The organism is Marinobacter sp. ATCH36 (genome assembly GCF_023555055.1).
In the GTDB taxonomy this organism is placed as follows: domain Bacteria; phylum Pseudomonadota; class Gammaproteobacteria; order Pseudomonadales; family Oleiphilaceae; genus Marinobacter.
Map to the genome: position 1 here is coordinate 197,405 of NZ_JAMJPL010000005.1, position 23,458 is coordinate 220,862.

A 23,458-nucleotide genomic window follows, 5' to 3' on the forward strand; every position below is an offset into this window, starting at 1 on the left:
GGCATGTTCGCAAACGCTCTGTCTATATGAGCTTATTAGACGGGAGTCCGGTATTCAGTACGTCAACGCACATAGCTAATAAATCATTCCAACGTTCCGATAAAGGGTAAAGTCTGCTACCGAACGGAAGGAAGTCGACTGCGACTGGTAAAATAAATGTAGGAATTGCCGATTGCGAACAGGATTATTTTGAGACATCGCTACGACGGGATCGGTTATGGGGCGACCGTGGGTTTTGGCATGACAGTTCTCTTTACAGTTTTTGTGGGGATCATTGCGCGCACACTGACGGAACGCCGTCTGAATCGTCAGGTAAAGTTTATGAGCGAAGAATCCGATACAGCACAGCCCTCAGAGAACAATGATATTTCCGCTGTCCGTGAATTACCGGATACCGATATCAGAGATCTCCGAGAAAGCGAAGTTCGCCATCGGGAGCTGTTTGAAGCCAACCCTCATCCAATGTGGATCTTTGACCTTGAAACTCTTGCATTTTTAGAGGTCAACGAGGCTGCGATCAGAGCGTATGGGTACAGTCGAGAAACGTTTCAGCAAATGACACTTCTGGACATTCGTCCTACGGAAGATTTTTCACTGGTTGTTGATAGCATCGCGAACACTTCCGGACGGCTTAACGATTTGGTGAGGGCACGGCACTATACCAGTGACGGCCGGCTGATCGACGTCGAAGTCAGCTTCCATTTTCTTGAGTTTAACGGTCGGCAAGCTGCGCTGGCAGCGATCAACGACGTTGAAGAGCGTAACCGGGCCCAGAATGCGCTGCGCACGCGCGAGGCGGAATTCCGGACGCTTGTTGAAACCATGCCGCAAATTGTATGGGTTACCCGCCCTGACGGCTGGCACATTGACTTTAACCAATGCTGGCTGGATTACACTGGGCTGACGCTTGAAGAGAGCCTCGGATTCGGATGGAACCCACCCTTCCATCCGGAGGATCGGAGCCGTGCGGCTGAGCGGTGGCTTGAGGCGACGAACAGTGGCGAACCCTATGAGATTGAATACCGGCTACGTCGGTGGGATGGGGTTTATCACTGGATGCTCGGCAGAGCCGTTCCAATGCGCGATGCTGAAGGCAACATCGTAAAATGGTTTGGCACTTGCACCGACATTGACGATCTGAAACGAACCCAGGAGCGCCTGGATGAGGCTCAGCTCGTCGGTAAAATCGGGGATTGGGAATACAACCCCCACACCGAAGAAACGGTCTGGTCACCGATACTGTATAAGTTACTCGGAAGAGACAGTCGACTTGGCCCCCCAGAAACCCTCGATGAGTGTGCGAGCCTCTTCCACTCTGAAAGCGCTTCTCTTTTGAAAGAAATGGTGAGTCTGGTAACCGAATCCGGCCGCACTCAAAGATTTGACCTCCGAAGAAACGAGGGTGACGGTGAAGACACTTACGTTCAGGTAATTGCAGTACCAAGAAAGCATGACAGCGGTGAGGTCGTAGGCCTTTTCGGCACGGTTCAGGATATTTCGGAACGAAAACAGGCCGAACTGGCGCTGTACACCAAGGTACAGCAACAACGGCTCATTGCAGCACTTGGCCGGTTTGCGTTATCAGCTGCGTGTCTCGACGAGGTGTATACGGAAGCTGAATTGACCATTATGCAGGGTCTGAAAGTGGAGTTCAGTGAGGACTCGCGATTCGCTCTCTCCGAACTAATTGCCTCTCATGGTGTTGCCAGTAGGGTCGACGTTCTGGTTGACGCATTTGAACAGTCTATTGGCGTGTTAGGCGCGCACTCCGTTGAGACCCGTAAATTCTCAGCCGATGATGTTGGTTTTCTGCAAGAGGTTGCCAATATCCTCGGTGCTGCAGTCGAGCGCCAACGAGCCAACGAGAGGCTTAGTCACATGGCCCTTCACGATCCGCTGACGGACTTGCCAAATCGTTCGCTCTTAACTGATCGTATCAACGTCGCCTTGTCTGATGCTGAGCGTCATCACAAACAAGTGGCACTGCTTTTTCTGGACCTGGATCGGTTCAAGCATGTAAATGATGTATTTGGGCATGCCCTGGGGGATCTGCTTCTTCATGAGGTTGCAAAGCGGCTGTCACGCTGTGTGCGCTCCGAGGATACGGTAAGCCGGCAAGGAGGCGACGAGTTCGTTGTCGCACTGGCAGGGATTGAGAACGAACAGGATGCCGCTGTCATTGCCGATAAGCTCCTCACGGTCATTACCTCTCCCTTCATTCTGGAGGAAACCGAAATTATTCTCGGCATCAGTATCGGGATAGCGTGTTTTCCCCGCCATGGAAAGGACGTGGTAACTCTGCTGCGTAACGCAGATGCGGCAATTTACGTCGCCAAGGAGTTGGGCCGTAACCGTTATCAGTTCTACCAACCTGAAATGAATATGCGAGCACTGGAGCGCCTGACCCTTGGGAGCGACTTGCATCAAGTCGTGGCACGTAATGAGTTGTTTCTGATGTACCAGCCACAATTTGCCCTCAGTACTGGCGATATTCTCGGCGTGGAAGCTCTCGTTCGATGGCAGCATCCCTCTCGTGGACTTATCTCCCCTTGCCAATTTATCCCGATTGCGGAGGACTCCGGCCTCATTGTCCAGATTGGCAACTGGGTTTTGGAAGCGGCCTGCGAACAGCACGCTCGCTGGATGTCTCAGGGCTTAACAATGGGTTCAATGGCGGTGAATATTTCTGCACATCAGTTTCGCCAGGCTAATTTTTGCGATCTGATAAGCGATGTGATTTCACGCACAGGAATACAGCCTGACTTACTGGAATTGGAAGTCACGGAAGGCGTGGTCATGCAAGGCATTGACGAAGTTTTGCACAAGCTCAACATACTTCGTGGATTGGGGGTAACGCTTGCTATAGACGATTTTGGGACTGGCTATTCAAGTCTGAGTTACCTGAAGCAGTTTCCACTCCATCGCTTAAAAATAGATCAATCATTCTCTCGGGAACTGCCGGGGGACCAGGGGAGTAGCGCAATTGCCAAGGCGATTATCGAAATGGGGCACAGTCTTGGTCTGGATGTGCTGGCCGAGGGGATTGAGACCAAAGAACAGGAATATCACCTCAAAATGCTAGGCTGTGACGCGGGACAAGGCTTTCTATACGCCAAACCACTTTCGGCCGGGGATTGCGAGCATTACCTCCGAGGAGCTTCGTCCTGTGGTTAAAGCGCTGAAAACGCAGCCTCTGTGCGTACCGCATTGATATCGTCAGAGAGTGTCAGGGCGGTTTCCGAATAAGTCAGTGCCCGCCGTGAATGTTTTTTAGCGGCGCCAACCACCTGGGGATCGTCGGTTTCGGCCAGGGCCCAAAAGGCTTTCTGCAGCCGGATGGACACCTCAACCATACCCGCACCGTCCCGGGCGATGGCGGTGAAGGCATCGTCGAATAAATCATCGACCTTTAACTCTGGAACCGATACACGGTCATAGGTGATGGCCTGTACCTCCTCTTTTTCAAGCGGGGATTGCCAAAGTGTAAACAGTCGCACAAATGTGCCAATGACGTTAATCGCGGTTCCCGGGTCATTGATGCCCGGCGAAAGTGCCTTATCGGCGATCTCGGACAACGCAAGCAGCCCAAAGCGTGGATCATCTTCAAAGGTGCGGTTTGAGCTGATGGTGAAGGCGCTGGAAAAGGCATCCGGATCGAACCCCCGACAATCTTCGGTGCAACCTTTAATACTGAGCAGAGGCAGGTGTGTGTGGACAAAGGAACCGGGCAGCGCGGTAACCATTACATGACAATTGAGCGCCTCAGCGCTGGATTGTAGCGTCTCCAGATCAATATGCTGCACATAACCCACTGTTGGCGAAAAAATCGCGATGCCCAGTTCTCTGGCCTGATGGGGCAGAACTTTCAGGGCACCTAGCGTCGGCGCATGGCGGCGGCGATCCAGTGCGTCGCTGGCAGCCTTTTCCACTTGTTCAATGGTGTTCACCACACGGCCCAGCCGGGCGATTCTGTCCACCCAGCGAACGAATGTGATGATGACAATGGCAAACACCAGAAGGGTAAGCACGAAAATCGCAAACCGGCCGGCGGATTCAAACATCTCATTCTGGATGGCTATCAGGGAAACAATACTGAAGATGAAGGCACCGATAAACGCAGACAACGCGTTCTGGGTAACGTCATCCGCAATAACCAGCGGTATGGAACGAGGTGTCGCGCCGGCGCTGGCGGATGCATAAGCGGCCACCATGGACCCCACCGCAAAGGTAGCAATCACCAGCATGCTGGACGCCATGATGGACAGCAGGGATTCGACGGATTTCAGTGTGACGTCCGGTAGCATTCCGGAAAGCCCTACATCGTCAGCCAGTTTGGCAACGAATGTGCCACCAATAGAAAGCACGCAAAGAATTAGTGGCTTGACCCACAGTCGCTCTCTAATCCGGCTGAATACAAACCGTAGCCTGTCTAGGGTCAAGGCGCCGACTTCCTCATATTTTTGCGCTGGTTTTTCGCCCGCGCAGCGGCTGAATTCGGGGAGCCGTTGACTCCCACGAGGGTGGAACCGCTGCCACCCGGCTTGACAACGCTGAATGAACCATCAGTCTCCAGTATGACAGCGTGCACGTTTTCCAGCGAATCTATTCCGGCCGAGCGGACTGCTGCCCGGACCTCATCTTCGTTCACGCGCGCCTGCATCAGCGCCGCTGGAAGGAATTTGCCACTGTACAGCAACATCAATGGCTCTCCCGTCGCCAGCTTCCGAACCCACCGCGCCCTGACACTGGACCAGGTGACTGCGAACTGCAGGCTGATGAGCAGAGCGAACGCCAACAACCCTTCAGCCAGGGCGACATCCTTGGACAGCAGGACCGTCGCCAGTGTCGAACCCAGGGCGACGGTCACTACCAGGTCGAAGGCGTTCATTTTTGACAGCGTTCGCTTTCCGGAAACGCGGAGAAAAACAACCAGCGCAATGTAAGCCAGCACCCCGACAATCAGGGTGCGTAGCAGGCTGTCCCATCCACTAAAAAATAGGTTATCGATGCTGCTGCCTCATTTGGTTGGTGGATCCATTTCGCGGGATGAATGGCGATGCGCCGAGACTGCGTCGATGAAAGCGGGTGCGATTTCGGCTGCATCCGCGCTTTCCGCCAGGAGAATACCCGGGTCTTTCCCGGCGGTTGAATCGATGCCTGCCATTTCCAGCAGCTTCCGTCCGGCGCCCAGAACAAGAATCGTTTTGCAGTGCTTATACTGATCTTTGACAAACTCCATGGGGTCACCATTATCCAACAGTGCCTGGATCGCTTCGGAACCATCGGGTAATACCAGCGCGTCGAAGAGGAATCCCGGAGCATTTTCCATCGATTTATCCGCTTCTATAGTCTCGCCGGAATTGCCGACGAAATTGCCTACCCTTGGCCCGACGAAATGAACCACTGCCCCCGCATTGGTCAGAGCACTGTGCAGACTGGCAAGCGAGGCATAATGCACGCCATTTTCAATCAGTACGGCAATCTGGCGTGTGCGGACACCGCATTCGCCCGGCAGTGCAGTCAGCGAAAGGGCGGGAGATTCAGTGACTTCAGGGGGTGGCGGATTATCCATTGCCTTCGGCATGGCATCGGGCACCGCCATGCCCAGACCGTCGGCAACTTTGGCAGCCAGCTCCTGCGAAACATTCACCAGCGAGGACAACATCCGCTCACGTATGGCCGGAACGCCGACTTTGCTGAGCTCGAAGGTGAATCCGGCTGTAATATGCGCCTGTTCGACCGGTGTCTGGCTGTTAAAGAACAACGTGGCCTGGGCATAATGCTCGGCGAATTTCTCCGGTTTGCCACGAAGTTTATCTTCCGCGTTGGCATCGGGGAAAGACACGAATCCCTCTGTGCCGGCCTGGAAGGGGCAGCCGCCCGCCAGTGAATTGGGTTCGTAGGCAACCCGCCCGCGGTGCACTGCCTGACGGTGAAGTCCGTCGCGCTGGTTGTTCTGTACCGGGGCCAAGGACGCGTTGATCGGGATTTCGTGGAAATTGGGGCCACCGAGTCGTATCAGCTGTGTGTCGGCATAGGAATGAATGCGGCCGGCGAGCAAGGGATCGTTTGAAAAGTCGATGCCCGGCACCACGTGGGCCGTGCAGAACGCCACCTGCTCGGTTTCCGCGAAGAAGTTATCAGGGTTGCGGTTCAGTACCATGCGCCCGACGGGCGTCAGCGGCACCAGTTCCTCCGGCACGATCTTGGTTGCATCGAGCACATCGAAGCTGAAGCGTTCCGCCTGTTCCTCGGTGAAGATCTGCAAGCCCAACTCCCATTCCGGGAATTCGCCGGCCTCGATGGATTCCCAAAGATCGCGCCGATGAAAGTCAGGATCCGCGCCGGAAATTTTTACTGCTTCATCCCAGACCAGTGAGTGGGTGCCCTGCAGCGGTGTCCAGTGGAACTTGCAGAACACTGATTCGCCCTGTTCGTTTACCAGGCGGAAGGTATGCACACCAAAGCCTTGCATCATCCGATAGCTGCGAGGTATCCCGCGGTCCGACATCACCCACATCAGCATGTGGGTGGATTCCGGCATCAGTGAAACAAAATCCCAGAAGGTGTCGTGGGCCGACGCCGCCTGCGGCATGCCGTGATGGGGTTCAGGCTTGAGCGCGTGGACCAGGTCCGGAAATTTCATCGCATCCTGAATGAAGAATACCGGTATGTTATTGCCGACCAAATCCCAGTTGCCCTGGTCGGTATAGAACTTCACCGCAAAGCCGCGGGCGTCCCGGGCGGTGTCTTTCGAGCCACGTTCACCGGCGACGGTGGAAAAGCGCGCAAAAACCGGCGTTACCTTACCTTTTTCAGCGAACGGGGCCGCGCAGGTGTATTTGGTGAGCGCATCATAGGCTTCGAAATACCCGTGCGCGGCTGAACCGCGGGCATGGACAATGCGCTCGGGGATGCGTTCGTGATCAAAGTGCGTGATTTTTTCCCTAAGAATGAAATCTTCGAGTAACGATGGCCCGCGCAACCCTGCTTTGAGGGTGTTCTGGTTATCGCCAATGGGCACACCCTGGTTGGTGGTCAGCGTTTGATCACTCGGGTCGACTTTAAAAGCCTCAAGCGGCGCGATGGTTGCATTGGTCCCGAGCTTTGCTGGGCCGCCGGTTTTTGCGGTTCCGGCTTCCTCAGTGGTGGTGCTCGCGGTCAGCTTGCTGGAGCCCGGTTTTGCCGTCTCCCCGGCCGGTGGCGCTATGGCGTTGTCGTGGCCGTGCTCGAGTTTCTTGATGGGGTTATGGGGTATCGCAGCGACGAAATCCTGGCTTGCGCCGGCCTGCTTTGCAACGATGTCGTTGGTTTTGAGCACACCGGGCGCTCCCTTGGCTGATTTCTTTTTGGTCGCCATGGATCCTCTCCAAGTTGGGTGAAGGCTAGGGGTGCATCATCTGTGCGAACCCTGGCTGTCAACTATGGCGCTGTTGGCGGGAGCGCTCTGTGCGCCAACAAACGGAGCGGCAAAAAATTTTGCGTTTCGTCGATGGCGAGTATTACAGGCATCGCTCACGGTGAGTGCGGCAGCGCACCGACGCGGCTTTTACTGCCGGGTGATTCTGGCGGGCGCACGCCCGAAATGATTGGTCGGGAGGATACCTGAGCACTACCGGGCTGCTACCGGGAGGTGACAGCATGAAAAAGACGAACCGCAGCCAGCCACGAGTGCACCGGACGACTCTTCGCATCGGACACATTACCCTGGCGATGGGCGTTGCCATGGTCACTGGGCTGGGGATTGGCCTGGCTGCACTGGCCGTGGATACCCAGTGGCTGTGGCCACCACCGGTCGAACTGGGTACCGTTGCCGACGCGCGAATCCTGCTGGGGTCGGTGATTGGTGGTCTGATCACGGTTGCGGTGTTCGGCCTGTGGATGCGCACGGTGGTGGTTGGCATGATGGCCTCGCATTTCTCCCCCCGCACACTGCTGATTTTCCTGGACGACAGCTTCCAGCGCCATCTGCTGGCGTTCATGTCAGCAGGTATCGTGGCGGTACTGGTCATCCTGTTGCGCATGCCAACGGAAGAGCAGGCCGCTGCTCCCCTTGTGAGCACCGTACTGGTGGTAGTGATTGCGCTCGCCGCCATGGCGGGGGTTTTACTGGCAATCCAGCATGCAACGCGGAGCCTGTCGTTGCCGGAACTGGTCAGCCGCCTTGCCGAGGATGCCGTCCAGGTACTGGATCGCCACCCAAAGGCCCGGATCGAACCCACAGATGTGCCGCCACCGATGGCCGCAGCGCGAACCGTCTTTTCCTCGGGGACCGGCTGGGTTACCGCCATTGATATCGACCGGATGCGCAAGGCGCTTCCAGTCGGCGGAGTTATTCATCTGCGTTGCCGGATTGGTACGTTTGTCACTCCCCGACATAAGGTCGCACTTGTCTCGCTCATAAAGGACGGCGGTGAAGTCGATCTTGATGCCATCGCCAGCGCTATCCGTCTTGCCCGCACCCGCAGCCCCGACAAGGATCTCGCGTTTGCCGTGAGCCAACTGGTGGATGTCGGTACCTTTGCCCTTCAGGAGCGTTGGGATACTTCAACGGCCCACGAAGTCATAGTCCATCTTGGCGCCGTGCTCGCGGAGATCGTTGACCGCGGGCTGCCGCGATTGCACGACCGCGACGCCGATGATCGCTGCATCTACGACGAAGCCAGTTGGGATGCCGCCGATCTTGTGCAGCAGTGCGTGGAGCGGCTGCGAGGTTCGGCTGCCCGAGATCCTGAAGTATCCCGGCATCTGATGCAGCTGCTCGGTCAGGTTCGACAGGTCGCGGAGGACCGCAAGTCAACGATGGTTATTGCGGAGGTCGATCAACAGGTTGAGCTGATACTGGCCCTGGCGCAGACCAGCGGCATGCTGGCCCACGATCGCATGCGGCTGGAGCGAGAAGCCGAATTTGTTGCCCGGTGATGGATAAGGAAGAAAAGATGGACCTGAAAAGCGGATACCCGTTCTGGGCGGTGAAGAATGGCCTGATGTATGCCTTCCCTCAGCTTGATGCCGACCTGACTTGCGATGTGGTAGTCATCGGTGCTGGGATTACCGGTGCGCTGATCGCAGATGAACTGGCGGGCCATGGACACGACGTAGTGGTGGTCGATCGGCGCGACGTTTGTTGGGGTAGCACCTCGGCCAGCACCGCCTTGCTGCAGTATGAAATCGATACCCATGCGACGGACCTCGCCAAACGCTATGACCAGGCCTCGGCGCTTTTGGCTTATCAATCCAGCTTGCGCGCAATCAGTGAGATTGAGGAACTGGCCCACGAGGTCGGAGATGTGGATTTCGCCAACTGCGACAGCCTTTACTACGCGAGTAATTGCTCTGATGTTTCAAGCCTGGCCGATGAATTCGCCTGGCGGAAGCAACATGGGTTTCCGGTTCGCTGGCTGAGCCGAGCTGCTTTAAAAGACGAGTACGAATTCAAGGCGCCTGCCGCCATCCTAAGCTCCGTGGCGGCGCGGGTGGATCCCTACCGCCTCGCCTCAAGACTGCTGAAGCGAATGCAGCGAAAGGGCGTGCGGGTATTCGATCGCACCGAGGTCACATCCATGACCGCCACGGCAGATTCGGTTCAGTTGATCACCGACAGTGGCATGTCGATAAAAGCGAAACACACCGTGGTTGCCAGCGGCTACGAGTCTCAACATTGGTTGCGCCAGCGCGTTGCGAAAAATCTCAGCAGTTACGCCTACATCAGCGATCCCGTTAATCCGGTGGAGCCGGGCTGGTTGGCAAACACGATGCTGTGGGAGTCTTCCAGGCCGTATATCTATTTGCGCAGTACCGGCGATGGGCGGCTGCTGGTGGGCGGAGAGGACGACGACCGCGACGTGCCGGCCCGTCGGGATCGGATGGTCGAACGTAAGGCGGCGACTCTGCAGCGTAAGGTTGGACGTTTGTTTCCTCACCTTCAGGCCCAGCCGGCTTTTGCCTGGGCAGGTACATTTGCTGAAACCAGCGACGGCCTGCCGCTGTTCGGTGAACACTCGCAGCATGGGCCACGTGTGCTGTTCGCGTTGGCCTACGGTGGTAACGGCATCACCTACAGCATGCTCGGCGCGGGCTTGCTGCGCGCGCAGATCGAAAAGCGCTCACACCCGCTGACCGGGCTGTTTTCCTTCGCGCGACTGGAATAACTGTATCCTGGTCAACATTCCTTTACCAAACTTCAACCGACATCTCCCGGCGCCGCCATTACTCTTTTGCCATGAATCGAGTATTGACGCTGCGGGAACGCCTTTTTCAATCAGGGAATATCATCATAATGCTGATAGTGGCAGGCTTCCTGCCGCTGTCGCCCCCATTGCTTGCCGCAGAAAAAGGGGAGGGCTACCGGCTGCTTGAGCTGGAAGGCTACCTGGTAAAATGGGGCGAGCATAGGCTGGGAGCAGGGGCAAAAATCAGCTACGCCTTTGCGGATGAAACGCTGCATTTTGATGATGCCCGCAATTGTGGCGTTCTGGCGCCGATGAAAGCGCTCTCCGGGCAGGATCTGCCCTTTGAGACACTAGTACAGGAGACCGCCGCCGCGTTCCGGGTATGGGAAGGTGCCGCTGACCTTTCATTTCACCGGGTTGCGGATGCCCGCGATGCAGACATCATTCTCGGGGCGCAGGGCCAGCCACGTCGGCGGGCCTTTGCCAACGTAACCTTTGCATCCCACGGGAAAGGGAAAGTGCGCGCCATCGACCAGGCACTAATATGCCTGAACCCCGAACAGAAATGGAAAGTCGGGTTCGGTGGCGACACGGAAATCTACGATATCCGCTACACGCTAATTCATGAAATCGGGCACGCCATCGGCCTGGACCATCCCGGCCCCTCCGGGCAGGTGATGGGCTTTCGCTACACCGAGAACTTTCCCGGGCTGCAGCCAGGTGATCTGCGTGGCATACAGCAGCTCTATGGGCATCGGGCCAGTGACAGCCAACTGGTCACCGGCACCGACCCCCGTCATACCGAGTCAGCACTATAACTGTGTTCAGAAGTTATAACCCAGACCCACGGTATAGGCCCAGATGCCGTCATCCTGGAACGCATCGGTAGCATCGTCGGTGTCGCTAAACAGGAATTGATACTCGGCGCGCGCAAGGAAATAGGTCTTGGTCTGCACGTAGTATTTTATCCCCGTTTCCAGACCGGCAAAGGCGCTGTCCTTGACTCCGTCCCCATAGATACCGCCGAGGCTCGCACCGACAAAAGGCCGCGCGCGGTCGTTGAGAAACTGATAGTCGATGTATCCACGGGTTGAGCCGTTCCAGAAATCATCCGTGACACCTTCACCCTCGATATCGGCGAAATTTACACTTTGGCGGACACCGGCTACCACGTCACGCCGCAGATACCAGCCCAGATCACCGGTCACGCCGAAGCTGCCACTATTGAAATCCCGGTCGTTACTGCCGGTGCCGGAGAGGGAGAATTCACGGTCACCCTCGCTCGGGCCAAACTCAGCGGATTGTGCGGACACTGCCAGGGGCAAGGCACCTAAAAGACAGAAAGTGATCGCCGCAGTCTTGATTCTGATCATGGGAAGCTCCTTGCTCACATTATTCAGATTGCATTTCCTTAATGCGCCCATTGGTATTGGACGCGGGTTGTGGCGCAGCAAAGGGTGGTACAGTGTTCCAATGTCAGCGCACACCTATAGGATGGGGGGTGGACCACCCGCCCGTCTGTTCGCAAGCACACACAGGCTCTGTGCGGTAACGCACAGAGCCCACACCACACCCTGGTTACGATCAGTTACATTCAACCTGTGAGATTTTCCGATGCTATTTCAAAGGAATGCCATCTTGATCAAGCCGGAACCCAAACATAATCATCTGTTAGCAGCGTTGCAGCCTGAAGTCCAAAGCCGTTTGTTCCCATACCTGGAACTTGTGCCTTTACCTTTGCGTGCCGTTATGTATGAGTCCAATCGGCCCATGAGTCATGTTTACTTTCCTACTGATTCCATAATCTCACTGCAGTACCAGATGGAAAACGGGGCATCGACTGCGATATCGGTGGTTGGAAACGAGGGCTTGCTGGGTGTCACCTTGTTTATGGGAGGGGAGACTACTCCTAGCCGGTCGCTGGTTCAGAGTGCGGGTTACGCCTACCGACTCCCCAGAAAGCACATAAAAGAAGAGTTCAATCGCCACGGTCAGCTTTTGCTATTGATGTTGCGCTACACCCAGGCGCTGATCACGCAAGTCGCCCAGACTGCCGTGTGCAATCGCCAGCATTCGATCGACCAGCAACTCTGCCGCTGGCTTCTGCTTTCCATTGATCGGCTATCACACCACCACTTGACCATGACACAGGAATTTATCAGTCATATGCTTGGCGTTCGCCGTGAGAGTGTCACCGAAGCAGCGGCGAAATTGCAGAAACTGGGCGTTATTTCCTATAAGCGTGGGATGATCACAGTGCTTGACCGTGCGAAGCTTGAATCGCTGAGTTGTGAGTGTTATCAAGTGGTGAGGAATGAATGCGATCGCTTACTTGATTACGTGCCACAGCGCCAGATAATCAAGAATACTGATGCTATTCCCACGGTGACGTTGCCGCTCCTCGGCACCGCAGGTAATTCCCATAATGTGAACGGGGCGCATTCCGCTGAGACGGTTATAAAAAACGGCCTGCGCTAGGGAGCGAGGCCGGTGCTAAAGGGCACTGCTTGCGGGTCCAGAGCCATACAGCCAGAGAGGGGCCGGTAACAGCCCCAGTTCAACGTAAGCCAAGAAAGGAAAGAATCACCACAACGATAACCACAACACCGACAATATAAATGATCTTGTTCATGGGGATATCCTCTTCCTCTGATTCCTGAATTCTGGTTGCGCCTCATCCTTGTGGCGCATGATGCAACATCCTGTTGCGGCTGTTCCATCGCCTCATCTGCAGTTAGATTAGGCTTTCGGTTATGTCCGGTCTGTTCGCTATCGCACTGAGTACGCGAATTCTCAGACAGGCCCGGGTAATCGCCCTGTATTCGGTCTAGTCCTTGTTTTGCATATCAGACTGGTTATCCTTTTTTTGCTCAGTTTGCTCAGTTTGCTCAGTTTGCTCAGTTTGCTCAGTTTTATTGTATTTGGATTTGGTGGCTTCCTTGTCTTGCTCAGAGCTCTGCGTTTCGGGGGTAGCATCGTGGCCCATGCTCTGCTCTCCCACATCCCTCTCATCGCTACTGTGTTGTTCGGCAAGCAAAGCACTTGAACCCAACGCTATGGCTGGTGTGATCAATGCGTAAAAGGCGAGTGAATAAAGCTTTTTCATAGGAATTCCCTTCGAATTAGATGTGCCAGACCAATGTGCTGGCTGCCGATGATAATCAAATCTAAAGAAGACTCCCCATGGCGCTCCATGGCGCCGGATGGGGATAACTCCAAACGCTATTTCAGCTCCATACTGTTACTGACCGATTTAACGCCCTTTACTCCACGGGCCAGCCGCACAGCAGTATCAATGTCATCCTGCGAATTTACGAAGCCTGACAGCTGGACGACACCCTTGTATGTCTCAACGTTGACTTCGGCGCTTTTCAATGTTGTTTCGTTGAAAATCGCAGCCTTGACCTTGGTGGTGATCACTGTGTCGTCTATATACTCACCGGTGCCCGAACTTGACTCTGTAGAGGCGCATCCGACGAACAAAGCCAGCAGCATCGCTACTGCAAGCATCGGGGCTGATCGCATTATCCGTTCCATATATTTTTCTCCTGTCGCCGCCAACCCCAGACATCCTGTAACCCCAGCGGAGCCGCGCCTCGGCGGTTGACTGACCGGGTGCATAACAAGACTAACGCGGCCCCAAAAGCGAGTCTGTTCGTTGGCCAACAGAATAAATGCTCCTGAAAAGACAGGACGCTCGCCCTTTCCAGGTCTGTGTTTGTTAACGCACAGACAGCGGCTCGGTTTCAACGGACGATAGTAGGGCAGTAGCACGCAGTTCCATATAACGCGGGCTTCCGTGCGTTTAATCCACTATCTGGCCGCAGGGTCAAAGGAGCGAAAATGAATAAGGACACGATCGAAGGCAACTGGAAAGAACTTAAGGGCAAAGTGAAAGAGCAATGGGGCAAGTTGACCGATGACCGCCTTGATCAGGTTGCCGGCAAGCGCGAACAGCTGGCAGGCGAGATTCAGCAGGCTTATGGCGTGACCAGAGATGAGGCCAATAAGCAGATCGAAGACTTCGAGAAAGCATCCAAGCGCTGATACTCGATATTGCCTGATCACTGCCTGCAGGGTATTGCAGGCAGTGTTTTATTTGTCTGGCCTGACGTTTCAGCGCTGGATATAGCGTTGCGGTATCCGCCGATTGCGCCCTTCATTGGCCCCCTCATTGCGATCCAGGGTATACAGAGAATCGCCGTCACGGGCCTTCCCCCGATACTGGACAGTTGAACGGACTTCCACCCATGTCGTAATGTCTTCCAGCTTCATAAAATCGTTCGGAGACTGTTGCTCCGGTGTGTCCGCGAAAACCAGGCTGAACACGAGTGCATGCAGAGCAGCGATGATTTTCCCGAAAATCCATACGACAGATACGATTGTGGTTATCAGGATGGCAGTGTTGAGGGTGGCGAAAGTGTAACGGAGCCTCCGTTGCTTGCCGGACTGCAAATCGACAGGCGTTACTTTCCCGGATTCCATGAGATTCCCTCTCTTAATGCATTTATCAGATTGCGAAAATGTCATGTTAGCTTGAGTGTGGCTGAGTGCCTTGTCGGTGCGTTAGCGCACTCAACTGCGCCTTTGTGTTGCGCAATCTACCTGTGTTGGGCAGCGCACCGACTGATTTCTATGCTTCGATTAACTTGAAGTTGTTACCCCGGCACGGACAAGTGCAGGGTGATTATTAGAATCGACACAAATCACGGGGGATCAGATTATGAACAAGAATCAGGATCAGGATCAGAGCAGCACAGGTCAGGATAAAGACAGTGGCACGGCCGCTGCCGAAAAAGCCACCACTGATAAGCGCCAGGAGGACAGGAGTAAACCCGAAAAGAGTGGTGAAAAGGATGGCGCTGTGCTGGGAAAGATCAATGATGATTGACAGATTTTGCGCCGGCCATTAAATAAGCCAGACAGGCATTAACCATGCCTCAGCGCACCCAGGCCTTGTTGCACAAACGACTGTTCAACGCTGTGGAGCTTCGCCGCAAATGGCCGGCCTCTTGCGCTCAAGGCAGAAGGGCCTGGCCCACTTTATAGCGCTTACCGCCATCGCGTTTGGCCACGTACATGGCATCGTCGGCATTGCGCACCAGCTGCAGGTCATCCTGGCCGTGCTCAGGGTAGACGGCAATACCCAGGCTTGGGGCAGTCATTAGCGTCATCCCTTCCAGAGTGTACGGCTCGCTCAGTGCTGCAATAATTTTATTCGCTACCACAATCGCGTCGTCCTGCTCGCTGATGCCATCCACCAGAATGGCAAATTCATCACCGCCCAGGCGACCGATGGTATCGGATTCCCGCACACACAGCCCGAGACGGTGAGCAACCTCCCGCAGCAGGTGATCGCCCGTGGTGTGACCAAAGGTGTCGTTTATCTGCTTGAACCTGTCCATGTCGAGATAAAGCACGGCCAGCCGCGTGGAATCTCGCCGCGCCTTTTTCAGAGCGCTTTGCAAACGATCCAGGAACAGTGCGCGGTTAGGCAGTTCCGTCAGTTGATCGTGCTGTGCGAGGTATTCCAGGCGAGAGTGCGTTCGCTTGCGCTCCACCGCTGCTGCCACCTGGCTCGACACAAACTGCAGCAGCTCTTTGTCCTTTTCTGTGTAACGCACTGATCCGCAGTAGCTCTGGACCACCAGAGCGCCGATGGTATCCGAGCCCGTCATCAGGGGCACACCAAGCCAGTCCAGAGCGTGCTTGCCGACTACCTTGCCAATCTCTGCGAGCAGCTGCTCGGCAGTATCAGGCGTTAGCAACAGGGCTTCGCCGGAGCGAATCACTTCCGCACTGAGGGTTCCGGAGTCCAGAGGTCGGTGTGGCGGCACGGGGTCGTGCTTATCCACGTAATAAGGGAAACTGAGTTGATCATTCGCAGCATCGTAAAGCGCCACGAAAAAATTCTCTGCAGGCAATAATTGGCCAATCACCTCATGCACACGCGCAAACAGGGCCTGCAGATCTCCGGCTCCGTGAGCCGCTTCTGATATTGTGTAAAGCGCTGTCTGTATCGCGTCTGCACGCTTGCGTTCAGTAATATCCCGGGCAACGCCTACCCGCACCTGTTCGGCCTCAAGCCACTGGGCAGACCACATGATGTGAACAACATGGCCGTCTTTATGCAGGTAACGGTTTTCATGATTGGGCGACGGGCGGCCTGCATTGATGTTCTTTATAAGTGCCCTTGTGAATGCGTGATCGTCCGGGTGCATGAAATCAAAGGCGGTCCGGCCAATCATCTCGTCGGGGCGATAACCGAAAACCCGTTCACTGGCTGCGCTCACTGAAAGAAAGCGACCGTCTATATCCACTACACAGACAACGTCCAGGAGCAAATCCAGCAGTTTATCGTTAGGTATGGGAGGGTTCTGGTTCATGGTGGTAACTATACTGTGAGCCCCCTTGGCTGCGCCAGTGCGTAAAAGACTATTTGAGAGTTTGGGTTAGCTGACGGAATGGGGCCGTCGGGTTATGTCAAAATCGTGTAAATCCCAACAAACAATGGGCATTCGGTAATCTTTGCCATTAAACACATGGTATGTTGTCGCCTCGCACCATCCCAGACAACACATTGAATCCTGTTAGCCATGGTTGAAGTAATGACCAAATCGCATTTACGGCTCCTCCCGATCGCTGCTGTTCTGTTTCTTGCTGCCTGTGCTACCCGGCAGCCCCCCACCCAGGCGCCGGTTGAACTTCCTGCTGCGTTTACTGCCACTGGTCAGCCAGAGATTCCTGATAGCTGGTGGCACTCATTTGAAGACGAGCAGCTAAATGAGCTGGTCGCGCAGGCCATGGACGGCAACCTGAGTCTCAGGGCCAGCTATCAGAGGCTGCAGCAGGCGCGGGCCGTGTCTGACCGACAGCGTGCAGCGCTCTTCCCGACTCTGGATGCCAGCGCAGGAGCCGAACAACAGGAATCCGACACTGTCGATTCCACCACGTTCAGCACCGGCCTGAGTGCCAGTTATGAGGTCGATCTCTGGGGACGCGTGCAATCCCTGAGTGAGGCGGAATCACTGCGCGCTTCCGCCACCCTGGCGGATTACCAGGCGGCTGCCGTATCCCTGAGTGGGGAAATTGCCAACACCTGGTTTCAGCTGGTGGAGCAGCGGGCGCAGCTCGCCCTGGCAGAGACCCAACTGGAAACCAACAGAAACGTCCTGACCGTGATTGAGTCCCGGTTTGCGATGGGGCAGAACAACAGTGCCGACGTGCTCCGTCAGCGTCAGCTGGTCAGTGCTTCGCGGGAGCGCCTGAGCAACATTGAAGGCGAAACCGCTGTACTCAAGCATCAACTTGCAGTTCTGCTCGGGCAGTCTCCGGGGCAGGCCAACTTGCCGGCAGAGGATACCTTACCGGCATTGCCACCTCTGCCGGAAACCGGTGTTCCCGCCGAACTGCTCCGGCGCAGACCGGATTTACAGCAGGCCTGGCGAGTGGTCCAGGCGGCTGACCAGGACCTGGCCGCGGCCATCAGCAACCGGTTCCCGAGATTTTCCATCGAGGTTTCCGTCAGTTCCCAGGCGAGCGATGCAGGGGATCTGTTCGACAACTGGTTGGCTACCCTGGCTGGTAATTTACTGGTACCTCTGGTTGACGGTGGGCAGCGCCGTGCCGAGGTACGACGTTCCGAGGCGGTGCTGGAAGAGCTTGTTCAGGAATATGGCCAGGCCGTCCTCGTCGCTATTCAGGAGGTCGAAGATGCTCTGGTTCGGGAACAGCAACAGCGCCGGCGCCTGCGAAGCCTCAATGACCAGAGCCAGCTGGCTGATACAACCTACCGGCAATTGCGTAACCAGTACTTGAACGGTGCGGTCAGTTACATCGAAGTCTTGACTGCATTGCAGGATCAACAGGACCTCCAACGCACAATCCTGACCACCCGTCAGCAATTGCTCACCACCCGCGTGGCGCTTTACCGGGCACTGGCCGGAAGTATCGAATCCGCGAACACAACGGAGCATAACGAAACATGAGCCAATCTATCGACGAGAACGCCGTCCGTCCGGAGAGAGGCAAAGCAGGCCCACTAAAAACCGCGTTCGTGTCGCTGATGATCCTGTTGCTGGGTATTGCGTTAATCTGGCTGATCTTCAAAACGGAGCCCACCGCCACCCGCAAAGACACAGCCCGCGAAACCGCCATGCTTGTGGATGTCCAGACCGTTAGCCGCGGACGCTACACAGCAACTGTGGAAGTGATGGGGCAGGTGGTCCCGGCACGGCAAATCACACTCGGGTCCAGGGTTGCTGGCGAAGTTATCAATCAGGCCGATGCTTTTACGCCGGGCCGCCGTGTTAAAGAGGACGTGGAACTGCTCCGGATCGATCCGGCGGATTATGAGGCCGCGCTGTTACAAAGACGCAGCGAGCTGCAGCAGGCAAAGGCAGACCTTGAGCTTGAAAAGGGCCAGCAAGCGGTCGCCCGGCAGGAATTCGAATTACTGGGCGACGACATAGAGGCGGTCAATGACGCGCTGATACTCCGCAAACCTCAGCTGGAACAGGCCAAAGCTCGCGTGGCAGCCGCCGAAGCTGCCGTGCAACAGGCCGAGCTTGATCTTGCCCGAACCCGAATCCGCGCACCGTTTCCCGCTCAGGTGCTCAGCCGGGAGGTAACCCTTGGCTCCCAGGTCAGTGCTGGCCAATCCCTGGGCCGGCTGGTAGGAACCGGCCAATACTGGGTTGAGGCGACGGTCCCACTATCGAAACTCCGCTGGCTGACCTTCAATGCCGATCCTGATTCACCCGGATCGCCCGTTGACCTGCACCATGACACCGTCTGGCCTGTCGGTCAGACCCGTGAGGGCCGGCTGACACAACTGATCGGCGAACTGGACGGCAACGCTCGCATGGCTCGGGTTCTGATCACGGTTGAAGACCCACTTGCCCTGGACCAGTCCGCGGGCAAACCACCGCTGATTCTCGGTGCCTTTGTGCGAGCCGAAATTGAAGGCCGACCGTTGGAAGATGTGGTGCGTATTGAGAGGGACTGGGTACGCCGTAACAACACCGTGTGGGTCATGGAGGAGCGTCAACTGGCGATTCGCGAGGTCGAGATTGCCTTCCGTGACGATGAGTACGCATTCATACAGGCTGGCCTGGAGAACGGCGACCAGGTGATCACCAACGACCTGGCCTCCGTTGTAAGTGGTGCGCGCCTGAGGCTGGAGAATGAGCGCACAGAGGGTGGTCGCAATGAGTGATTCACCTGAAGGGCGGGGCTGGGTCGGCCCGATTGAGTGGATGGCCCGCAACTCTATCGCTGCCAACCTGATAATGATCATGCTGCTGGCCGGCGGTTTCTGGATGGCCACGCAGGTGCAGAAAGAAGTCTTTCCAGAGTTCCAACTGGACCTGGTCCAGATATCTGTCAGCTACCCCGGCGCTGCCCCTGAGGAAGTGGAGCAGGGCATACTGCTGCCGGTTGAAGAGGCGGTTCAGGGCATTCAGAGCATTGAGGAAATGACCTCCACCGCGCGCGAGGGCAGCGGTAACATTCAGCTGGAACTGGTCTCTGGCACCAACCGCATGCAGGCCCTGCAGGACATCGAGCAGGCGGTTGACCGCATTCGCACCTTCCCGGAGCAGGCGGAGGAGCCGGAAATCCGGCTGGTAACGCCAACCCGGGATGTGATGGAACTGACTCTCTACGGCGATGTGGATATCTGGACGCTGCGTCAGCTCGGTGAGCAGGTGCGCAACCGTCTGCTCTCTGAGGACGCCATCACCCAGGCCGTTATAGATGACGTACCGGCCTACATGACCAGCGTGGAGATTACCCAGGAGACCTTACGCAAATACAACCTGACCCTTTCCGATGTGGCCAGCCGTATCGAGCAGTCCAGCGAGGACATACCGGCGGGCTCCATGGCCACGGAAAACGGCGATATATTACTTAGGCTCAAGGAGCGTAAGCAGTGGGCCGATGCGTTCGAGGACATTGTGATCCTTAATGCGGCTTCCGGTGGCTCCGTCACGCTAGGCGATATCGCCACCGTTCGCGATGGCTTTGAGGAGACCGGGTTTCATTCCCGTTTCAATAGCCTGCCTTCGGTGGAAATCGAGATCTTCCGAACGGGAGATCAGTCGCCTCTGGACATTTCCGAGGCTGTCGAACAGGTGATGGCAGAGCTGGAAGCGACACTGCCGGATGCAGTGAAGTTGCGCATTGACAGCAACCGCGCCGAACACTTTGAAGACCGCATGGACATGCTGCTAGAGAACGGCGTCATGGCCATGGTTATCGTACTGGTGATCCTAAGCCTGTTCCTGGAGTACCGGCTGGCGTTCTGGATCATGATGGGTATGACCATCTCTTTTGTCGGCAGCGTTCTGTTCCTCCCTGTAATGGATGTCAGCATCAACATGATCTCCATGTTCGGCTTTCTGATGGTGCTGGGGATAGTGGTGGACGACGCCATTGTGGTGGGCGAGAACATCTACGAATACCGGGAACAGGGCATGGGCTTTATGGAGGCAGCCATTCAGGGTGCCAAAGACATTGCCGGGCCAGTTACCTTCAGCATCCTCACCAATATTGTCGCCTTCCTGCCATTGCTGTTCATTCCCGGCGTCACCGGTAAGTTCTGGTGGCCGCTGGGTGTGGTGGTGATCCTGGTACTGGCTATTTCACTGATCGAAGCTCTGTTCATTCTGCCTGCTCACCTGGCCCACAGCGGCAAAGGCAGTGTGACCATCTGGGGGCACTGGATGCACAGCATACAGAGGGTGTTTTCGCGGGGATTCCAATCCGTCGTGGACCGTGGATACCGCCCGCTGCTGGATCTGGCCCTGCGCTTCCGCTACATCACACTGTCGGCGGCCCTCACTATCATGGTGGTGTCCGGTGCCTACGCCGTGAGCGACCACATGGGCATGATCATGATGCCAGAGGCGCCGGCGGATGAGATCGAGGCGGGTCTCCGGTTACCTGTTGGCACAACCCCCCGGCGCGCGGGAGAAATGGCCATGGCCATAACCCATGACACCCAGCGGCTTTTCGAGGAAAATAACCTGTCCCGCAACGTGGAGGGCATTAAAACCAACGTCCGGGGACAGCGATCCATTGATGTCGAGCTTGTGCTTCTGCCGGGGGACGAGCGCGATATGAGCGTCAACGAGATTATTGAACTCTGGCGCAATGAGCTGGGTGATTTCAAAGGTGTCGACCAGATTACGTTTGAGGCAGAGCAGGGCCCGGGTAGCTGGCGCGACGATATCAGCGTCGACCTGAGCCACACCGATATCGACATTCTTTCCCGCGCCAGTCAGCGATTCGTTGAAGAGCTTAAACAGGTCAGCCAGACCCGCAGTGTTAACGATAACTACAGCACCGGGAAGCCCCAGTTCGACATCAGCCTCACCGATGAGGGCCGGGCGCTCGGGCTGACCGGTGCCTATGTGGGCCGGCAACTGCGGGATGCTTTTTATGGCAGCGTCGCCCTCCGTCAGTTGCGGGGCATCAATGAAAATGAAATACGGGTGAGGTTGCCGGAATACCAGCGGCAGGACTTGCACTATCTGGACAACTTCGTGATCCGCACGGCCGACGGCCAGGAAGTGCCCCTGATGGACGTGGCCGAGGTCACCATCAGCGAATCCCTGCGCTCCATTGACCGCCGCGATGGCCGTCGCGTGATTACCGTCGGTACCGACGTGCAACCCAAATCCTCAATCAGTCAGGTACTGGAGCTGACCCAAACCGAGATACTGCCACAACTGCGCGCTGATTTTCCCGGCCTGACCTGGACCTTCCAGGGCAGCCAGGCTGATCTGCGGGAGTCTACCACGGCTTTGTGGGGTGGTTTTGGCCTTGCGATGGGTGCGATCTTCGCCTTACTGGCGGTAGCTTTCGGCAGCTATCTGCAACCGTTAGTGGTTATGCTGGCGATTCCGTTTGGCGCGGTGGGTGCCATCATTGGCCATATGATCCTGGGCATGGAGCTGTCTCTGGTCAGCATTATGGGCATTGTGGCCCTGTCAGGCGTTGTGGTGAACGACTCATTGATCATGGTTTCTTACGCCAACCGGCAGCGTGATCGGCTGGGGCCGGCTCAGGCGATCTATGAAGCCGGCCTGCGCCGTTTTCGGCCTATCGTACTGACCACACTCACCACCTTCGGTGGCCTGACGCCGATCATTACCGAAACCTCGCTGCAGGCCACCTACCTGATTCCCATGGCGGTTTCCCTGGGCTTCGGTATCGTTTTCGCCACGGCATTGATCCTGTTCCTGGTACCCTGTCTTTACCTGGTACTGGAAGACATCAAGGCCTTTTTCGGCGTGCGCCATATGGCGGGGGCGACCGGTTGATTCTTAGCTGTGACTATCGGAGAACTGCGCCAACATCTGCTCAACCGCGGCTTTGGCGTGAATCTCCGTTGTATCGTAAAGCGGAACATTCGTGTCTGTCTGCTGGATCAGCAAGCCGATTTCAGTACACCCCAGAATGACAGCCTGAGCACCACGTTTGGAGAGCGAATTTACGATCTCCAGATACGCCTCCCGGGAGGCCGGGTTGATCTCCCCCCGGCAAAGCTCCTCGTAAATAATACGGTGAACTTCATCTCGCTCGGCCTGATTCGGTGTGATTACCTGAATACCGGCTTCTTCCAGCCGGTTGCTGTAGAACGTCTGCTCCATGGTAAAGCGCGTGCCGAGCAGCCCCACGCGTTCGATACCGTCCTGCGCCAGTGCCTTTGATGTGGCGTCTGCAATATGGAGCAGGGGAATACCGATGGCCTTTTCAATCTCGGGGGCCACCTTGTGCATGGTGTTGGTGCCGATCACCAGGAAGTCCGCGCCGGCTTTCTGTAACGCGAGGGCGGCCTCCGACAGAATCCTGGCCGTTGCCGACCAGTCGCCCTGATGCTGGAGCGCTTCAATCTCAGCAAAATCCACGCTGTAGAGCACCAGCTTTGCGGAATGCAGCCCGCCTAGCCGGGTTTTAACACCTTCGTTGATCAAGCGGTAATAGGTTTGGGTCGATTCCCAGCTCATGCCGCCGAGCAGGCCAATGGTTTTCATAAGGGGCTATCCTTGCTCCGTTCAGTCAGTAACAGGAATTCGGCGAGGAATCCGGATTGATTTCCCCCGCTACCTCTTCAGGGTCAATTCCATGGCTGGTAAGCACCTCCCGCACAAAATTCACCTGGGCCAGAATTCTGTCGGTGTCGTCGCCGTATTCAAAGCGGTTGATCTCGACCGGCTGGGGCATAAAGGTGAATGCGGTTTTGAGGGCGGTGAGAGTGTCTTCGTCTGCCATAAAAAATA

19 protein-coding genes and 1 pseudogene are annotated in these 23,458 nt (G+C 56.2%); 10 read left to right on the plus strand and 10 right to left on the minus strand.

The annotated features are described in order from the left end of the window. The first annotated feature begins 189 nt into the window (after nucleotides 1-189). Complete coding sequence (locus M8010_RS15635; protein WP_250093498.1) at nucleotides 190-3,174, plus strand: sensor domain-containing protein; 2,985 nt, start codon at nucleotides 190-192, stop codon at nucleotides 3,172-3,174. Here M8010_RS15635 and M8010_RS15640 read toward each other — a convergent pair. Genes M8010_RS15640 through M8010_RS15650 form a run of 3 tightly spaced genes read right to left on the minus strand, consistent with a single transcriptional unit; the run spans nucleotide 3,171 to nucleotide 7,360 of the window. Beyond that, nucleotides 3,171-4,439, minus strand: a complete 1,269-nt coding sequence (locus tag M8010_RS15640) for a DUF2254 domain-containing protein (protein WP_250093501.1) — start codon at nucleotides 4,437-4,439, stop codon at nucleotides 3,171-3,173. The genes M8010_RS15635 and M8010_RS15640 overlap by 4 nt on opposite strands. Beyond that, a complete protein-coding gene (locus M8010_RS15645) occupies nucleotides 4,436-5,008 on the minus strand; it encodes a DUF421 domain-containing protein (RefSeq protein WP_250093614.1) in 573 nt (190 codons plus the stop codon). Before M8010_RS15645 ends, M8010_RS15640 begins: the two co-directional genes overlap by 4 nt. Before the next feature lie 9 nt (nucleotides 5,009-5,017). Beyond that, nucleotides 5,018-7,360: a catalase gene (locus M8010_RS15650; RefSeq protein WP_250093502.1), complete on the minus strand. Its 2,343-nt coding sequence runs from the start codon at nucleotides 7,358-7,360 to the stop codon at nucleotides 5,018-5,020. Nucleotides 7,361-7,641: 281 nt separating this feature from the next. On the opposite strand from M8010_RS15650, the gene M8010_RS15655 reads away from it, so the two are divergent. From M8010_RS15655 to M8010_RS15665, 3 genes are all read left to right on the plus strand, one after another. Next, entirely contained in the window at nucleotides 7,642-8,922 is a 1,281-nt protein-coding gene (locus tag M8010_RS15655; protein ID WP_250093504.1) for a DUF2254 family protein, read from the plus strand. Between the two features lie 17 nt (nucleotides 8,923-8,939). Then, complete coding sequence (locus tag M8010_RS15660) at nucleotides 8,940-10,151, plus strand: NAD(P)/FAD-dependent oxidoreductase (RefSeq protein WP_250093506.1); 1,212 nt, start codon at nucleotides 8,940-8,942, stop codon at nucleotides 10,149-10,151. Nucleotides 10,152-10,279: 128 nt separating this feature from the next. Then, nucleotides 10,280-10,990 carry a matrixin family metalloprotease gene (locus M8010_RS15665; protein ID WP_250093509.1) on the plus strand — a complete coding sequence of 237 codons (711 nt, stop codon included), beginning with the start codon at nucleotides 10,280-10,282 and terminating at the stop codon, nucleotides 10,988-10,990. Between the two features lie 6 nt (nucleotides 10,991-10,996). On the opposite strand, the gene M8010_RS15670 is transcribed toward M8010_RS15665, so the two are convergent. Next, on the minus strand, nucleotides 10,997-11,545 hold the full coding sequence (locus M8010_RS15670) for an outer membrane beta-barrel protein (protein WP_250093511.1): 549 nt from the start codon (nucleotides 11,543-11,545) through the stop codon (nucleotides 10,997-10,999). 241 nt (nucleotides 11,546-11,786) lie between these two features. Between M8010_RS15670 and M8010_RS15675 the strand changes: the two are divergent. Further along, nucleotides 11,787-12,524: pseudogene (locus M8010_RS15675) on the plus strand (Crp/Fnr family transcriptional regulator); the annotation flags it as partial. A 475-nt stretch (nucleotides 12,525-12,999) separates the two neighbouring features. Here the strand turns inward: M8010_RS15675 and M8010_RS15680 are convergent. Further along, nucleotides 13,000-13,278, minus strand: a complete 279-nt coding sequence (locus M8010_RS15680; RefSeq protein WP_250093512.1) for a hypothetical protein — start codon at nucleotides 13,276-13,278, stop codon at nucleotides 13,000-13,002. A gap of 116 nt (nucleotides 13,279-13,394) precedes the next feature. After that, nucleotides 13,395-13,838, minus strand: coding sequence for a BON domain-containing protein (locus M8010_RS15685; RefSeq protein ID WP_250093514.1), 444 nt, complete (start codon nucleotides 13,836-13,838; stop codon nucleotides 13,395-13,397). A gap of 177 nt (nucleotides 13,839-14,015) precedes the next feature. Between M8010_RS15685 and M8010_RS15690 the strand changes: the two genes are divergently transcribed. After that, the gene (locus tag M8010_RS15690; protein WP_250093516.1) at nucleotides 14,016-14,219 is read left to right on the plus strand and encodes a CsbD family protein; all 204 of its coding nucleotides are present in this window, start codon (nucleotides 14,016-14,018) and stop codon (nucleotides 14,217-14,219) included. Nucleotides 14,220-14,288: 69 nt separating this feature from the next. On the opposite strand, the gene M8010_RS15695 is transcribed toward M8010_RS15690, so the two are convergent. After that, entirely contained in the window at nucleotides 14,289-14,657 is a 369-nt protein-coding gene (locus M8010_RS15695; protein ID WP_250093517.1) for a hypothetical protein, read from the minus strand. Between the two features lie 238 nt (nucleotides 14,658-14,895). Here M8010_RS15695 and M8010_RS15700 point away from each other — a divergent pair, with 238 nt between their 5' ends. Further along, complete coding sequence (locus tag M8010_RS15700) at nucleotides 14,896-15,063, plus strand: hypothetical protein (RefSeq protein WP_250093518.1); 168 nt, start codon at nucleotides 14,896-14,898, stop codon at nucleotides 15,061-15,063. A 127-nt stretch (nucleotides 15,064-15,190) separates the two neighbouring features. Here the strand turns inward: M8010_RS15700 and M8010_RS15705 are convergent, their stop codons facing one another. Further along, the gene (locus M8010_RS15705; protein WP_250093519.1) at nucleotides 15,191-16,558 is read right to left on the minus strand and encodes a sensor domain-containing diguanylate cyclase; all 1,368 of its coding nucleotides are present in this window, start codon (nucleotides 16,556-16,558) and stop codon (nucleotides 15,191-15,193) included. A gap of 222 nt (nucleotides 16,559-16,780) precedes the next feature. On the opposite strand from M8010_RS15705, the gene M8010_RS15710 reads away from it, so the two are divergent. From M8010_RS15710 to M8010_RS15720, 3 genes are read left to right on the plus strand one after another with little or no spacing between them, the layout of a single operon-like run. Then, entirely contained in the window at nucleotides 16,781-18,160 is a 1,380-nt protein-coding gene (locus tag M8010_RS15710) for an efflux transporter outer membrane subunit (RefSeq protein ID WP_250093521.1), read from the plus strand. Then, the gene (locus M8010_RS15715; protein ID WP_250093522.1) at nucleotides 18,157-19,389 is read left to right on the plus strand and encodes an efflux RND transporter periplasmic adaptor subunit; all 1,233 of its coding nucleotides are present in this window, start codon (nucleotides 18,157-18,159) and stop codon (nucleotides 19,387-19,389) included. Before M8010_RS15710 ends, M8010_RS15715 begins: the two co-directional genes overlap by 4 nt. Beyond that, nucleotides 19,382-22,498: an efflux RND transporter permease subunit gene (locus M8010_RS15720; RefSeq protein ID WP_250093523.1), complete on the plus strand. Its 3,117-nt coding sequence runs from the start codon at nucleotides 19,382-19,384 to the stop codon at nucleotides 22,496-22,498. The genes M8010_RS15715 and M8010_RS15720 overlap by 8 nt, the downstream gene beginning before the upstream one ends. Nucleotides 22,499-22,501: 3 nt before the next feature. Here M8010_RS15720 and M8010_RS15725 read toward each other — a convergent pair whose 3' ends face one another. Together M8010_RS15725 and M8010_RS15730 are read right to left on the minus strand one after the other, a co-directional pair. Next, nucleotides 22,502-23,212: an aspartate/glutamate racemase family protein gene (locus tag M8010_RS15725; RefSeq protein WP_250093525.1), complete on the minus strand. Its 711-nt coding sequence runs from the start codon at nucleotides 23,210-23,212 to the stop codon at nucleotides 22,502-22,504. A 25-nt stretch (nucleotides 23,213-23,237) separates the two neighbouring features. Continuing rightward, on the minus strand, nucleotides 23,238-23,450 hold the full coding sequence (locus tag M8010_RS15730) for a penicillin-binding protein (RefSeq protein WP_250093526.1): 213 nt from the start codon (nucleotides 23,448-23,450) through the stop codon (nucleotides 23,238-23,240). Between the last annotated feature and the right edge of the window lie 8 nt (nucleotides 23,451-23,458).